Here is a 14416-nt window from a genome sequence, read left to right as displayed (position 1 = left end):
ATAAGCCTGCTTTTACTAAAAGGCAGGCAATAAAAAAGCCCGCAAACTTTGGTTTGCGGGCTTTTTGCTGCTTAAACAATCGGTTTAAACTAGTTCACTTAAGATTGACTCTAGTTTCTCTTGGTCAATTGCGAATTGACGAATACCTTGGCTTAGCTTTTCAGTTGCCATAGCATCTTCATTCATTTCCCAGCGGAAAGCCTGCTCAGTCATGGCTGCTGGCGCTTCTGCTTTTTCAGTTGCTGGTAATAGTTTTTGAGTTAAAGGTGCCTCAGTTGCGGCTAGTTCAGCAAGTAACTTAGGGCTGATAGTTAAGCGGTCACAACCCGCTAATTCTTGGATTTCACCGATGTTACGGAAGCTTGCGCCCATTACAATCGTTTCGTAGCCGTGCTTTTTGAAGTAGTTGTAGATATGCGTTACTGACTTAACGCCCGGATCGTTAGCACCGTCGAAATCAGCGCTTGCATCTTGTGCTTTGTACCAATCAAGAATACGACCAACGAATGGTGAAATTAGGTAAGCACCCACTTCGGCACAAGCACGTGCTTGAGCAAATGCAAATACCAGCGTTAGGTTACAACGGATACCTTGCGCTTCAAGTACCTTAGCTGCTTGAATACCTTCCCATGTTGAAGCAATTTTGATTAACACGCGCGATGTGTCGATACCTTGCTCTTTATATAAAGCAACAAGCTCAAGTGCTTTATCAACCGTTGCTTGAGTATCAAATGATAAACGCGCATCAACTTCTGTTGAAACTAAACCTGGCACTTGCTCCATTAATTTAGAGCCAATTAATACCGCTAGCTTATCAGCTGCTTTTGTTACAACTTCAGCTGCGTCACTGCTTTGTGCTTTTGCCCATGATACGGCTTCTGCAGCAAGTGGGCGATATTTCTCAATTTGAATCGCGTTTAAGATTAGTGATGGGTTTGTTGTTGCATCTTGCGGTTTATATTCGTTGATTGCTTCAAAATCACCCGTGTCAGCAACAACGGTTGTTACTGCTTTAAGTTGTTCTAATTGACTAGACATAGTTATCCCATTCTTATCATACAAAAGTTAATGTAGTGGCTTTAACTTATTATTTGTGCTGAAAAAACAATCTAATCTACCAGAGAAACTGCGCAATAAATCGCCCGCCAGCAGCAAATAATCCTGTTAATAATATTTTTATAATACCTTTACAATCTGGTATTGTTGATATTATCATACAAATAAAGATAATGACTAACAATGTTAGTAAGCAATTAGTGAAAGGTAATTATGTCTCGTTATACGTTGGGATTAGACTACGGGTCAGACTCGGTAAGAGCATTACTCGTTGATGTTGCGACTGGTGAAGAACTTGCCAGCCATTTAGTAAACTACCCGCGCTGGGCACAAGGCTTATATTGTGACCCAAGTAAGGATCAGTTTCGTCAGCATCCACAAGACTATATTGATAGCCTTGTAGAAGTAGTTAATGGTCTATGGTCACAAGTTCCAGCGGGTACTGCAGACAAAGTAGTGGGTATGAGCTTTGATACAACTGGCTCAACGCCTGTGGCAATTAATAGCCAAGGTACACCACTGGCATTAACGGAAGAATTTGCAGAAAACCCAAATGCAATGTTCATTTTGTGGAAAGACCACACGTCTATTAAAGAAGCAAATGAAATCACTGCAGCTGCCACTAACAACGATGTGAACTACCTTTCACATATGGGCGGTATCTACTCTTCTGAGTGGTACTGGGCCAAAGCATTACATATTTTCCGCGTTGATAGCAGTGTAAAAGCAGCCACTTATTCATGGGTTGAACACTGCGATTGGATGACCGCGCTAATGTGTGGCACAACTCACCCTGAAGTATTAAAGCTAGGGCGTTGTGCAACGGGCCACAAACAAATGTGGAACGAGCAGTGGGGCGGTTTCCCACCAAACAGTTTCTTCAGCAATATCGATCCACTATTAGATGGTATTGTTGATACGTTAAATGCAACGACAGAGCCAAGCGACCAAGTTGCTGGCAACTTAACTGCTGAGTGGGCCGAGAAGCTAGGTTTACCACAAGGTATCGTAATTGGTTACGGTGCATTTGACTGTCATATGGGCGCAGTAGCAGCCAATGTTCGTCCTGGCGTTCTAACTAAAGTAATGGGTACCTCAACCTGTGACATCACAGTAACGTCTATAGAGCAACTAGGTGATACTTGCGTTAAAGGTATTTGTGGTCAAGTTGATGGCTCAGTGATCCCTGGAATGGTTGGCTTAGAAGCTGGTCAATCTGCGTTTGGTGATTTATACGCATGGTTCAAAAACCTAGTACTTTGGCCAACTCGCCAACTGACAAATCTATCTGACGCTGAACAAGCGTTAGTTAACAAGCTAGAAGATTCAATCTTAGTTGATCTATCAAAAGCGGCGGCAGCACTGCCTGTAACAAGCAACGATGTAACTGCGCTTGATTGGGTAAATGGTCGTCGTACGCCAGATGCTGACCAAAGCGTTGCCATGGCATTAACAGGCTTAAAAATGGGCACTGATGCACCTAAGTTCTTCAAAGCGCTTGTTGAAGCAACAGCCTTTGGCGCACGTGCTATCACTGAGCGTTTCCGTAGCGAAGGCGTGCCAATCGAGTCAGTGGTTGTTATCGGCGGTATTTCTAAAAAATCAGACTACGTAATGCAAACTTGTGCTGATGTTTGGAACTGTCCAATCGACGTTTTAGAAAGTGAGCAAAGCTGTGCATTGGGTGCGGCAATTATGGCTGCGGTTGCTGCGGGTGAGCACGCAACAGTAGCAGATGCTCAAAAAGTAATGGCGTCGTCAGTATGTCATCAGTACTTACCAAACCCAGAGCGCGTTGCTGTATATGACGAGCTTTATGCCAACTACCAAGCACTTGCAAGCTATGTAAACGGAGACAAAGCATGAGTTTTACTGAACTAAAACGTGAAGTCTATGAAGCGAACATGGAGCTGCAACGTCGTGGCTTAGTAATTTATACCTTTGGTAACGTATCGCAAATCGACCGCGACAAAGGCGTGATTGCGATTAAACCAAGTGGTGTATCGTACGACCAAATGAAAGCCGACGACATGGTGATCGTCGACCTTGAAAACAACATTGTTGAAGGGTCTATGCGTCCGTCTTCTGACACTAAAACGCATGTTCATTTATATCGCCACTTTGATGCAATTGGCGGTGTAACACACACGCATTCGACCTATGCAACTGCATGGGCGCAAGCAAAACAAAGCATTCCTTGCCTTGGCACAACTCACGCTGACTATGTACACGGTGATATCACCTGTACTCGTGAGCTAACCGATGAGCAAGTGAATGGCGATTATGAATTAGAAACCGGTATTCAAATTACTGATGCGTATCAAGACCGCGATCCGAAAGCTGCACCTATGGTGATTGTTGCGGGTCATGCGCCTTTCACGTGGGGTAAAGATGCCGCTCAGTCTGTATACCATGCCGCGCTACTCGAAGAGATTGCACGCATGGCGTATTTAACACGCACTTTAGATCCACACGCAGCTGAACTTAAAAAAGCAGTGATGGATAAACATTATCTACGTAAGCACGGTAAAAACGCGTATTACGGTCAGAGCAAATAGCAAGAATTTAGAGGATTATTAACATGACGACGATGACGAAAGAAGTCTGGTTTGTTACCGGCTCACAACATCTTTATGGTCCTAAGGTGTTAGAAACGGTTGCCAAAGACAGCGAAGCAATTGTAGCGGGCTTAAACAGCGAAGCGAACCTACCAGTAAACTTGGTATGTAAGCCTACCGTTAAGTCACCTGAAGAAATTCACGCTGTTTGCCAAGCGGCAAATACGGATCCTAACTGTGTTGGTTTAGTATTATGGATGCACACTTTCTCACCTGCGAAAATGTGGATTGCTGGCCTAAGCGAATTACGTAAGCCTTGGTTACACCTTCATACTCAGTTCAATGCAGCCCTTCCTTGGTCTGACATCAACATGAACTACATGAATACGCACCAAAGTGCACACGGTGACCGTGAGTTCGGTTTCATCGGTACTGTAATGCGTAAAGAGCGTAAAGTGGTTGCAGGTCACTGGCAACGTGCTGACGTACAACAGCAGTTAGATGACTGGTGTCGTGCGGCAAAAGGTTGGGCAGAAAGCCAAACACTTAAAGTTGCGCGTTTTGGCGACAACATGCGTCAAGTTGCAGTTACTGAAGGTAACAAGGTTTCAGCGCAAATTACTTTTGGTTATGAAGTACACGCGTTTGGTGTCGCTGAGCTTGTAAAAGTGGTTGATACAATCACAGAAGACGAAATCGATGCACAGTTAGAGCTATATAAGCAAGACTACGTAATTGCTGACGAAACTCTACAAGACGATTACGCAGTGAAAATGCTACGTAACGAAGCACGTTTAGAGCTTGGTATGGAGCGTTTCTTAGAGAAAGGCGGCTTTAAAGCATTCACTAACTGTTTTGAAGACTTATCAGGTCTTTCTGGTCTTCCGGGTCTTGCTACACAACGCCTAATGTCGAAAGGCTATGGTTACGGTGGTGAGGGTGACTGGAAAACAGCTGCTATGGTTCGCATCATGAAAGTAATGGGTGAAGGCCGTGACGGTGGTTGTTCATTCATGGAAGATTACACTTACAACATGGGTGAGACTGACCAAGTACTTGGCGCGCACATGTTAGAAGTGTGTCCTTCAATTGCAGCACAAAAACCACGCCTTGAAGTTCACCAGCACACTATTGGTGTTAAATGTGATGTAGGTCGTTTATTGTTTACTGCAAAACCGGGTGCTGCAATCAACGTATCACCAATTGATATGGGTAACCGTTTCCGTATCTTAATCAACGAAGTAGACACAGTGGCTCCGCCAGCTGATTTACCTCACTTACCTGTTGCTTCAGCGCTTTGGGAACCAAAACCAAATCTATCTGTAGCATCAGCTGCATGGATCCACGCCGGTGGTGCACACCACACTGCATACAGCCAAGCAGTAACAACCGATATGATTATCGATTTTGCTGAAATGGCTGGCGTTGAAACGATGATCATCGATAACGATACGACGATCCGTGGTTTTAAAACAGAGCTTCGTCATAACGCAGCTTACTACATGCTAAAACGTGGCCTGTAAGAATTAGTACTTTATGTACTAGAACGTGCTGTGTGTGAGCACGTTCACCCCAAATTTTGTTGTCGATTAAGCCAGTGATGAGCCACGCTCTTCGCTGGCTTATGCTATTGTGAAGCGAAACTTTTTAGGAGTAGATATGATCGATTTAAGCGCCTACCAAGGCATTATTTTTGATATGGATGGCACCTTAATTGACTCAATGGGCAGTCACTTACAGGCATGGCAAAAAGCTTGCGAAGCCTATGGCTACCCATTCGATTACGACTATATGTACAGCTTAGGTGGCATTCCGACCGTTAAAACAATTGAAATGCTTAACGAAAAATTTGGTTTAGAACACGACCCTCTAGTTGTGGCAAAAGATAAACACCAGTTTTGGGTTGATTTACAGCACCAACCACTGGTGATTGACGAAACCGTCGCAGTACTTGAAAAGTACCATGGTGTATTGCCAATGGGCGTGGGCACGGGGGCTGATCGCGAACATGCAATTGATCATCTAACAGATACGAATTTAATTAATAAAATTGGTGCCTTAGTGACTGCCAGTGATGTTAGTAAAGGTAAGCCGAACCCAGAAACATTCTTAAAAGTGGCAGCGCTTTTAGGTGTTGAACCAAGTAAATGTGTGGTGTTTGAAGACACGCAAATTGGCTACCAAGCCGCCAAAAGTGCGGGGATGGATTGCATCATGGTGAAAGACGGCAAAATCCAACTTTAGCGATTAAATTTGCAATGACACCTGTATTTGTATTATAAAACTATAAATACAATTACAAAAAGGTTATTCATATGTCATTGCAATGTGTTTTCCAAGGTTTAAAAACAACTCATCAAACAGCCAGTTCGAACACGAAAAAGTCGCGCGGGCTTTATGCATTGTTGGTGACATGTGGGATTGCCCTTACACCAGCTTGTGCTCATCAAGGAGACAATATGACGACTTCCCCTTCAGCATCAATGACGGCCTATGGCGTACTGGCTGATCAAACGCCGGTTAATCAAGTAACGCTGACTAACAGCAATGGTATTAGCGTTGATGTAATCAACTACGGCGGCATAATCACGCGTATTGAAACGCCAGATGCAAAAGGCGAAATGGGTAATATTGTACTGGGTTTAGATAACCTAGAAGCATACACAAAAGCGACAACTTACTACGGTGCAATCATCGGTCGTTTTGGTAACCGTATCGCAAACGGTAAATTCACCTTAAATGGCACTGAATACCAATTAGCAACCAACGATGGTGACAACCACTTACATGGTGGTGTGCAAGGCTTTGATAAGAAAGTATGGAACATGACACCGTTCACGACGCAAAACAGCGCAGGTGTTACCTTAAGTTTAGTGAGCCCTGATGGTGACCAAGGTTACCCGGGTGAAGTGACGACAGAAGTGACTTACAAGCTTACGAACAACAACACGTTAGATATGCAGTTTATTGCTACAACAAGTAAGCCTACCATCATCAATATGACGCAACACAGCTACTTTAACCTAGCGGGTAAAGGCGACATTCTTGATCACCAAATGCAAATTAACGCAAAAGCAATTACGCCTGTGGATGGCGGCTTGATCCCAACTGGTGAGTTGATGGATGTGGCTGGCACACCGTTTGACTTCCGTAAAGCTAAAGCAATTGGTCAAGATATCAAAGCAAGCAACGAACAACTGAAACTTGGTAAAGGTTATGATCATAACTTTGTGCTTAAAGACACGCCAAGCAATGAGCTTGTAGAAGCTGCGACGGTTTACGAAGCAAACTCAGGCCGTACGTTAACAGTTTACACAGAAGAGCCTGCAGTACAGTTTTATTCAGGTAACTTCTTAGATGGTAGTACTCAGCAAGCGTCTGGCTTAGTGCATAATTTCAGAAGTGGTTTTTGTTTAGAGCCACAGCATTTCCCTGATGCACCTAATCAGCCAACGTTCCCAAGTACAACATTACTGCCAGGTGACGTGTATTCAACACGCATCGTGTACGAATTTGGTACAAAATAAAGGAACACAAACGTGAAAACAACAAAGCTTAAAAACGCAATGCAAAAGGCTGGTTTAGCTAGCCTATTTGCCTTGTCGTTTAGCGCTCTGACGGGCTGTCAGACTACAGCTGAAGACAACACAGCTAAAAAAACTGACGTGGCAGCCACAGAAAAAGCGCCAATCCAAGATAATGGTATTTTTACCAATCCACTTTTTCCTAATGGTGCCGATCCATGGCTTGAGTATTGGGATGGTAACTATTACCTAACCACAACAACATGGACATCTGAGTTAGTGATGCGTAAATCACCAACACTAGCAGGCCTTGCTGATGCAACACCTGTCAATGTTTGGTCTGATTCAAACCCTGAGCGCTGTTGTAACTTTTGGGCGTTTGAGTTCCACCGCCTAAAAGGACCAAACGGCTACCGTTGGTACATGATGTACACAGCGGGTACTGATGGCACTTTAGATAACCAACACTTAAACGTACTAGAAAGTGCCGGTGACGATCCTATGGGTCCATACGAATACAAGGGCGCATTAATGCCTAACGTATGGAACATCGACGGTAACTACCTAACGTACAAAGATAAGTTGTATGTGATCTACTCACAATGGCAGGGTGATCAGCAATTAAACATTATTGCTGAAATGAAAGATCCGTGGACTCTGAAGAAGAACTCACCGCATACGGTGATCACGCGTCCTGAGTTAGATTGGGAAATCAGTGGTCGCAAAGTAACTGAAGGCGCTGAAATTTTACAGCACAATGGCCGTACGTTTATGACGTACTCAGCGAGCTTCTGTAATACTCCTGATTACAAACTAGGTATGCTTGAGCTTGTTGGTGACGATCCGCTTAAAGCGAGCAGCTGGAAAAAATACGACAAGCCAGTATTTGAGCGTACAGAAGAAGTGTTTGGCCCTGGTCACAACGGCTTTTTCACATCGCCAGATGGTACAGAAGACTGGTTAGTTTATCACGGCAATGATTCGGTAGAGCACGGTTGTAGTGCGACGCGTTCATTACGTGCGCAAAAATTTACTTGGAACGACGATGGCACGCCAAGCTTTGGTAAACCATTAACACCAGGCGTTGAAGTAGCTCCGCCATCAGGTGAATACGGTCCACTGGTAACGCGAGTACAAGGTCAGCGCTACCAATTAGTGAATGCAACAAGTGGCTTATGTTTAGACATCGCAGCTGATCCACAAGATGCACGTGCAGTACAACGTCAGTGTGCAAGCACCAATGGTCAATGGGTTATTGATGCAACAACAGATGGTTTTGTTCGTTTAGCTAACCGTGAAGACAGCAAGTTCTTAGAGCTTGAAAGCTGTAATGACGCAGATAACGCTAAAGTACAATCTGCAGCATGGCGCAATAACTTCTGTCAGCAATGGAAAGTAGCACCAAGCACAGATGGTAATGTATCTATTACTAACCGTTACACAGGCAAACCATTAGCGGTTGCTGGTTGTTCTGCTGCACAAAACCAAGCGGTTTTACAGCAAAGTGACGCAACAGCATGTGGTGATTGGCAATTACGCCCTATGGGCAGTGTTGTCGTATTAAGCCAACAAAGTGGTAAAGCACTTAGCGTGGCTGGTACGGTTAAAGCGGGTACCAATGTTGAGCAACAAGCTTACACGCATAAAGATGCACAGCAATGGTTCTTCACACCAACAGATACAGGCTATGTAAGCCTTAAACAAAGCGCCGACAGCGATTTCTGTGCTGCGGTGGCTGATAACGCCTTAGTACCAGGTGCCAACGTAGAGATGGCGTCTTGTTCAGCGAAAACAGCACAGTGGCGCATTGCTCCAGTAGAAGGTGGTGGTGTGATGCTTATCAACCGCTACACAAAACAAGCGCTTGGCTTAAGTAACTGTGGTTTAGCTGAAAACACTAACTTCGCACAACAACCTGATTTAGGTAACAAGTGCCAAGTGTTCCATTTGCGTGAACCAAATTAAGTTATAAGTAAAAAATCGACTCAACCAAAGCCACTTCATTTATGAGTGGCTTTTTTTGTAGTCAGCCTTCAGCTGTCAGTTTTTAGCTGAGCGGTGGGGTATGTTGGTGATATATTTGTCTGCTCTTTGGGTGTTGATTTCATGACGCGCCAAGCAAGCGTGACGCCTACCATATTACTTGCCCTACTCATTCTTCGGGTAGCTTGGTTTGAGCGAAGCGAAACCCAACATAATCCATTTACACCTTTGCAAACTCCTAATTAATAAAATAACCTAGAGGTTGCCACTGGCCATTATTTTTACTCAAACTGATTGTTTCCATGGCACTGTCTTGATTAATGAATTCGGTTTTAAATTTAATAACTAAATACTCGCCATCAGGTAATTCCGAAAGTGATGAATACTCTGAAGTGGAAAAGTAAGTTCTAGACATCACTCTACCAAGAGGAACTCGCGCGTAATCTAATGCTTTAAGCCATTTTGTTTGTGGAGTCTTTGCTTTAAATAGTGGATCAGTTTGTTCCCAGCTTTTTATATATTCAGCATTGTCCACTAAAGTTAACCATGATCTTGCGGTAAGAATTGGGTTTGTTTCATCGGCTGTGGCAAAAAAGCACACCCAAAGACATGTCATTAATAAAAACCTTTGTAGCGTAAATCCATTTACAGAAAGTAATAAAATTTGACGCATAACACGCCCTCACTTCGTTGATAGGGGGAGTCCATAGTACGATTGAGTTGGCTAATTTCTATACTAATAAAGTATTGCTCAGCGGGGTTTTGATAAGGTTAAGCTTTGATTTAATTCTAGGAGAGCTTTAATTTCGAACTTATTAGAAGGTTAAATCTTTTGTTTTCTTAATGTTATGGCTTTGATTTTAAAGTTAAATGTTTAACTTTTCTCTATTGTGGTAGTGTGCCTGGATGACAGATGAGATAACTGATTTTAGCCGCAAAGGAAGTTTCGTATTTCCGCACTCGATATTTCAGAGCCCGCATATTCACTGGGTTTTGACTCACTTTTGGGTGTTATATGAGGAGTGAGCTAGGGGAAAGTTGCAAGAGCAAATCTTGAGACTTAAAGCTCAAAACCTCCATCAAACTAACACACTCATTAGCACTCCGGGATCGCTAATACCAGCTTCTTTTAGCGCATCGCTAATTGATTGGCTAAGAGACATTATTTGCGTTTGGATTTCCATAACCATCTTGGTCTGTGTTTCAACTTGCACTTTTACAGTTTCATCTTCTTGGTTTTTGAGTGCTTGCAGTTTGGCTAATTGCTCTTTGGCAAGTTCGAGTTGTTCTTTGAGCTTTTCAAGTTGTTCAACCATTTTGCGAATATGTGCGGGGAGTTCGCTAGATACTTCTTCTTTTTGAGCGGGCTCTACTTCACGACCAGAGAGCTTATTCATTTCTTGGTTGCTGAGTTTGTAGCCTACTTTTGAGTTGGTATTACTGCTTGCTGTATCTGCGTTTGAGTTAGTTAACGCACTTGCTAATGAGTTAATAGCCATAATGAGAGCGATGAAAGTGAATGATATGTATGTATCGGCAAAAGGTACTAAAGCTTTAGAAAAAAGCCGGATTTTCACCCGGCCTTTCCAGACAACAAATAGTTGAGGTGAGGCAGCTCACCTCACTTTGTTACTCTTGTGCAGCAGCTGCATCAAAGAGTGCTTTTATTTCTTCAGCGCTAATCGCACCGTTGAAAATTTTCAGTTCATCGATAGCACCGTGGTATGGCGTATCCCAGTAGTTAACACCTAGAGCAAACTCATTTGTTTCACCAGGAACCGTGAATACACGTGGGAAGCCATCGGTTTCTAGCTGTAGTTCACCATTAACATACATCTTCAGTACATCACCGTTCGTACCATCAACAGTGAATGCAACATGTGTCCATTCTTTTGCTGGAATACGGCTATCTAGTTCTGCATTATCGAAGAAGGCACCGTTATTTGCCCATAAACGCGTTAGCGCTGAGCCTGCCATTGATGGTACATAACTTAACCATGCGTTTGCACTTGCGCCGGCAAAGAACGCTGTTGTGTAATCTGTGAAGCTTTCTGGTTTAAGCCACATAGATACAGAGTAGTCATTAGTCGTGATTAGGTTATCCGGTAAACGAACACCTGAACCTTCTAGGAATACTGCTTGACCAATTACACCGTCAACATAGCTTACGCTACCGCCTGTATTATTGATGAAACCACCCGTTGATTTACCCGCTGCATACGCACCGTTTAATGCACTTAGGTCACCTTCGAAGCTGTATTCAGCAGGTGCAAGTGATTTTAAGGTTACATCGAATGACTTAGTATCCGTAAAGTCTTTGTACTTAATGGTTGCAGTTAATGTTACAACTTGGTCGCCAGCAGATGCGCTAGGTTGTGTAACAACAGCTGTGCCATTAACCGGTTTTAAGTACTCTTCGTTGTTTGACGTCCAGCTAATACCAGATACAAATGGACCTACTCGTGGTAACTCAAAGCTATCACGTACTGCAGAAACATCACCTAAATCAAGCGCATCAGTAATGAAGCTCTCGAATTTAGTTGGATCTGTCAGGTTATTGATAGCCGCACCATTAATATCTAGGCCGTTTAGCGCGTAGTCATAGACGATAAACTCATCAATTTGACCTTGGAAAGGTAAGTCCCAACCGTAGTTCACACCCAGCGCAAAGTTACCTGTTTGTGTGCTAAAAAAATCAGGGCGAGGCATAGTACCAGAAAGGACACCATCACGATAAAGTGTTGCTGTGCCATTAGCATAAGTGATGGCAATATGATTCCAATCCATTACCGCTGGTGAGTCAGAGATGATTTGGTTCCACATATCTGTGCCATCATCAGCTAAGTAACGACTCCAAAGCATTGGTGTTGTTGTAAAGTGGGTACTACCTGGGATCAAGCTCATCCAACGTGCATCAGAGGTTGCCGCGAAGAATGTCGGCGTGAAGTTAGTCAGTACAGTTGGCTTAAACCAGTATGAAATAGTGTACTCATCGCCAGTAACAAGATCATCAGGTAAACGAACGCCCGTTGCACCATCAAAATTAAACGCTTTACCTGTTTGACCTTCAGCGTAGGCTGCTGTACCAGCACCTACATTTAGTAGGTTGTTATCTGTTACACCCGCATCATCAAGATTATCCAGACTATCACTCAGTGAGTCTTCAAATGCATAGTGTGCAATCGCATTTTTAAACTCTGGGCGCGCTTCTAGATTTACATTAAATGTCTTGGTTGTGCTCTCGCCGTTTAAAGAGATATTAGCCGTTAAAGTAACCGCTTTATCACCGCGATCTGGGGTTGGAATGAATACTGAGCCTTCACTGGTGATGTAGTATTCATCACTACTTTCCCAGTTAATTGCAGCACCGTCTTTACCTTTGGTTGGTAATGAGTAGCCTTCGTCAGCGATTGATAATTCAGTTTTGATATCAAGTGCTTCTTGAACAGTGCCCAGAACGTTTGCTGTATCTGTGATTTCATCTCGTTTACTTGCCCAAATGGTAGCGCCTTCGCTTGATGTAGCTGATACAGTAACAGCCATTGCTTTAGTTGCATCATCCCATTGCCATTTAGCCACGCCAAAGTAAGTACCTGAATCTAACTCAAGTTTAATATTTGAGTCATCAATCATGTACCAGATACCTGGATCATCACCGGTTACTGAGTGATCTTCGTTTAAAGCAATATGCATTGAACGAATAGCATCTGTATTTACATCGTTACCATGGTTGATAAATTTGTAATAACCATAAAGTTCATCCGCCACAACCATGTTGTCGCCTTCAAGCGGCACATAGCGCTGCGGTGAAGCCATAGGCCAACCTAATGAGTTTATAAACATTTCATGTACGCGAACTTGGTGCGCTTCTGAAATGGTTGGGAACTCAGTCGATGTTTGCGGGAAGCGCGTATGCGTAACTAAGATATGACGACCTGTCGCTTCATCGTAGTAAGCTGAGTTATGACCTGGTGATTGGTAGCCCCATGCTGGTGCTGTTTCGCCAAGCTCTTGTGTATACTCAAAGCCGCCCATTAGTTTTTCACCAACTTCTAAGCCGCCCAATGTTGAAATATCGTTGCCTGCGTTATCTAGGTAAGGACCATCTGGTGTTTTAGAACGAGCAACACGAATGTTGTAACCATCATTTAGCGCAAAACCAGCTACTGAGTAGAATAAGTAGTAGTATTCACTTTCTGGGCTGTACATAACAAATGCACCTTCCATTGCACGGAAGTCGCCGCCTACTAGCTTTTTACCATAGCCTTGACCAGCTTCTGGCATACCCGTTTCTTCGTCCATTGCTAGCACGAAAATACCGCCAGAGTATGAACCGTAAACCATCCAAAGTTTGCCGTCAGCATCATAGAATGCCGCTGGATCGATTGCGTTAGGATCAACGGCACCATTCCATGTTGTTTGGCCGTTATCAAGTGGGTAAGCTGTAAATTCAGCTTCTGAGCGATAGCCACTGCGTAAGAAAATACCTTTGTTTTTATATGGGCCTTCAATATTGTCAGCTTCAGCTAAACCAAGGTAAGAGCGGTTCCAGCATACTTCATCAACCACATCTGCGGTATCTGGGTTGTCTTGTGCACAATGGTTATAGTAGAACCAAAATTTACCATTTGGTGCTTTGATTACATCGGCAGCCCAGTTTCCTGTGAAGCCGTCTGTCCACTCAATACCTTCGGCAATTTCACCTGTGTAGTTGTAATCGAATAATGGGCTTTCATTAACGGCTGCGTTAGCTGAAAGGCTCGAAATCATTTCCCAGTTCAAGAGATCAGTTGATTTAGCGGCAGCAAGGTGTGAACCAAAAATATAATAAGTGTCGTCAACTTTAACGACAGAAGGATCGTGCACGCTTACATTGGTAACCATTACGCTACCTGATTCAGTGTATTCAACACTGCTGCTTACTGTCGGTTTTGCACTTTGCGGGTCGGCAACCGCTGGTGCTGTGTCAAGCTTAGTACCATCTTCTTTGCCACAACCTGTAACAGCCAAAGAGCAGGCTATGACCATGGCTAATTTATTTAATTTCATTTTATGTGTCCTCTTGAAACTGGGATTCATTTTTTATTCGATTGTTGTCAATAAAATTGCCGCGTGCCTATATCAAACTAATAAGAACGTAGTATTGTAATTTTATAGTATGATTTAAAATGTGCAAATACTTTTGCAAAGGTAATTGGTATGTAAACATGAAGTATCAGTGTTTACAATATGTACAGTGTGATTTTAATTTTCTCAAGTTGTCATTTTTGGCGTTTTTTTCGGTGCTTTTGCGCT

At 43.3% G+C, this 14416-nt stretch carries 10 protein-coding genes; 6 read left to right on the top strand and 4 right to left on the bottom strand.

Annotation, left to right across the window (positions count from 1 at the left end):
- Positions 1-84 precede the first annotated feature (84 nt).
- Positions 85-1038, bottom strand: a complete 954-nt coding sequence (tal, locus tag NO991_RS14890; protein ID WP_300361202.1) for a transaldolase — start codon at positions 1036-1038, stop codon at positions 85-87.
- A 231-nt stretch (positions 1039-1269) separates the two neighbouring features.
- Between tal and NO991_RS14885 the strand changes: the two genes are divergently transcribed.
- The 6 genes from NO991_RS14885 (at position 1270) to NO991_RS14860 (ending at position 9103) form a co-directional block, all read left to right on the top strand.
- Positions 1270-2922: a ribulokinase gene (locus NO991_RS14885; protein ID WP_300361206.1), complete on the top strand. Its 1653-nt coding sequence runs from the start codon at positions 1270-1272 to the stop codon at positions 2920-2922.
- Entirely contained in the window at positions 2919-3614 is a 696-nt protein-coding gene (locus NO991_RS14880; RefSeq protein ID WP_054552270.1) for an L-ribulose-5-phosphate 4-epimerase, read from the top strand. Before NO991_RS14885 ends, NO991_RS14880 begins: the two co-directional genes overlap by 4 nt.
- 23 nt (positions 3615-3637) lie before the next feature.
- The gene (gene araA / locus NO991_RS14875; RefSeq protein WP_166341263.1) at positions 3638-5137 is read left to right on the top strand and encodes an L-arabinose isomerase; all 1500 of its coding nucleotides are present in this window, start codon (positions 3638-3640) and stop codon (positions 5135-5137) included.
- Between the two features lie 136 nt (positions 5138-5273).
- A complete protein-coding gene (locus NO991_RS14870; protein WP_138599120.1) occupies positions 5274-5858 on the top strand; it encodes an HAD family phosphatase in 585 nt (194 codons plus the stop codon).
- Positions 5859-5929: 71 nt separating this feature from the next.
- Positions 5930-7141: an aldose epimerase family protein gene (locus NO991_RS14865; RefSeq protein ID WP_371352149.1), complete on the top strand. Its 1212-nt coding sequence runs from the start codon at positions 5930-5932 to the stop codon at positions 7139-7141.
- A 12-nt stretch (positions 7142-7153) separates the two neighbouring features.
- Positions 7154-9103 carry an RICIN domain-containing protein gene (locus tag NO991_RS14860; RefSeq protein WP_300417642.1) on the top strand — a complete coding sequence of 650 codons (1950 nt, stop codon included), beginning with the start codon at positions 7154-7156 and terminating at the stop codon, positions 9101-9103.
- Positions 9104-9359: 256 nt separating this feature from the next.
- Here the strand turns inward: NO991_RS14860 and NO991_RS14855 are convergent, their stop codons facing one another.
- The 3 genes from NO991_RS14855 to NO991_RS14845 form a co-directional block, all read right to left on the bottom strand.
- Positions 9360-9794 carry a DUF4019 domain-containing protein gene (locus NO991_RS14855; RefSeq protein WP_300417645.1) on the bottom strand — a complete coding sequence of 145 codons (435 nt, stop codon included), beginning with the start codon at positions 9792-9794 and terminating at the stop codon, positions 9360-9362.
- A 406-nt stretch (positions 9795-10200) separates the two neighbouring features.
- The gene (locus tag NO991_RS14850) at positions 10201-10698 is read right to left on the bottom strand and encodes a hypothetical protein (RefSeq protein WP_371352148.1); all 498 of its coding nucleotides are present in this window, start codon (positions 10696-10698) and stop codon (positions 10201-10203) included.
- Positions 10699-10750: 52 nt separating this feature from the next.
- Complete coding sequence (locus NO991_RS14845) at positions 10751-14170, bottom strand: LamG-like jellyroll fold domain-containing protein (protein ID WP_300361758.1); 3420 nt, start codon at positions 14168-14170, stop codon at positions 10751-10753.
- Positions 14171-14416 lie beyond the last annotated feature (246 nt).

The sequence above is a fragment of the Pseudoalteromonas sp. DY56-GL22 genome, from assembly GCF_041414715.1.
Taxonomy (GTDB): Bacteria; Pseudomonadota; Gammaproteobacteria; order Enterobacterales; family Alteromonadaceae; genus Pseudoalteromonas; species Pseudoalteromonas simplex.
Note: the sequence above shows the minus strand (reverse complement) of the source record. Positions and strands in the feature narration are given on the sequence as shown.

Bases quoted from the DNA above. Each gene is read 5' to 3' on its own strand.
- araA (WP_166341263.1), top strand. From the start codon at position 3,638: ATGACGACGATGACGAAAGAAGTCTGGTTTGTTACCGGCTCACAACAT.
- NO991_RS14855 (WP_300417645.1), bottom strand. From the start codon at position 9,794: ATGCGTCAAATTTTATTACTTTCTGTAAATGGATTTACGCTACAAAGG.
- NO991_RS14870 (WP_138599120.1), top strand. From the start codon at position 5,274: ATGATCGATTTAAGCGCCTACCAAGGCATTATTTTTGATATGGATGGC.
- NO991_RS14865 (WP_371352149.1), top strand. From the start codon at position 5,930: ATGTCATTGCAATGTGTTTTCCAAGGTTTAAAAACAACTCATCAAACA.
- NO991_RS14880 (WP_054552270.1), top strand. From the start codon at position 2,919: ATGAGTTTTACTGAACTAAAACGTGAAGTCTATGAAGCGAACATGGAG.
- tal (WP_300361202.1), bottom strand. From the start codon at position 1,038: ATGTCTAGTCAATTAGAACAACTTAAAGCAGTAACAACCGTTGTTGCT.
- NO991_RS14845 (WP_300361758.1), bottom strand. From the start codon at position 14,170: ATGAAATTAAATAAATTAGCCATGGTCATAGCCTGCTCTTTGGCTGTT.
- NO991_RS14885 (WP_300361206.1), top strand. From the start codon at position 1,270: ATGTCTCGTTATACGTTGGGATTAGACTACGGGTCAGACTCGGTAAGA.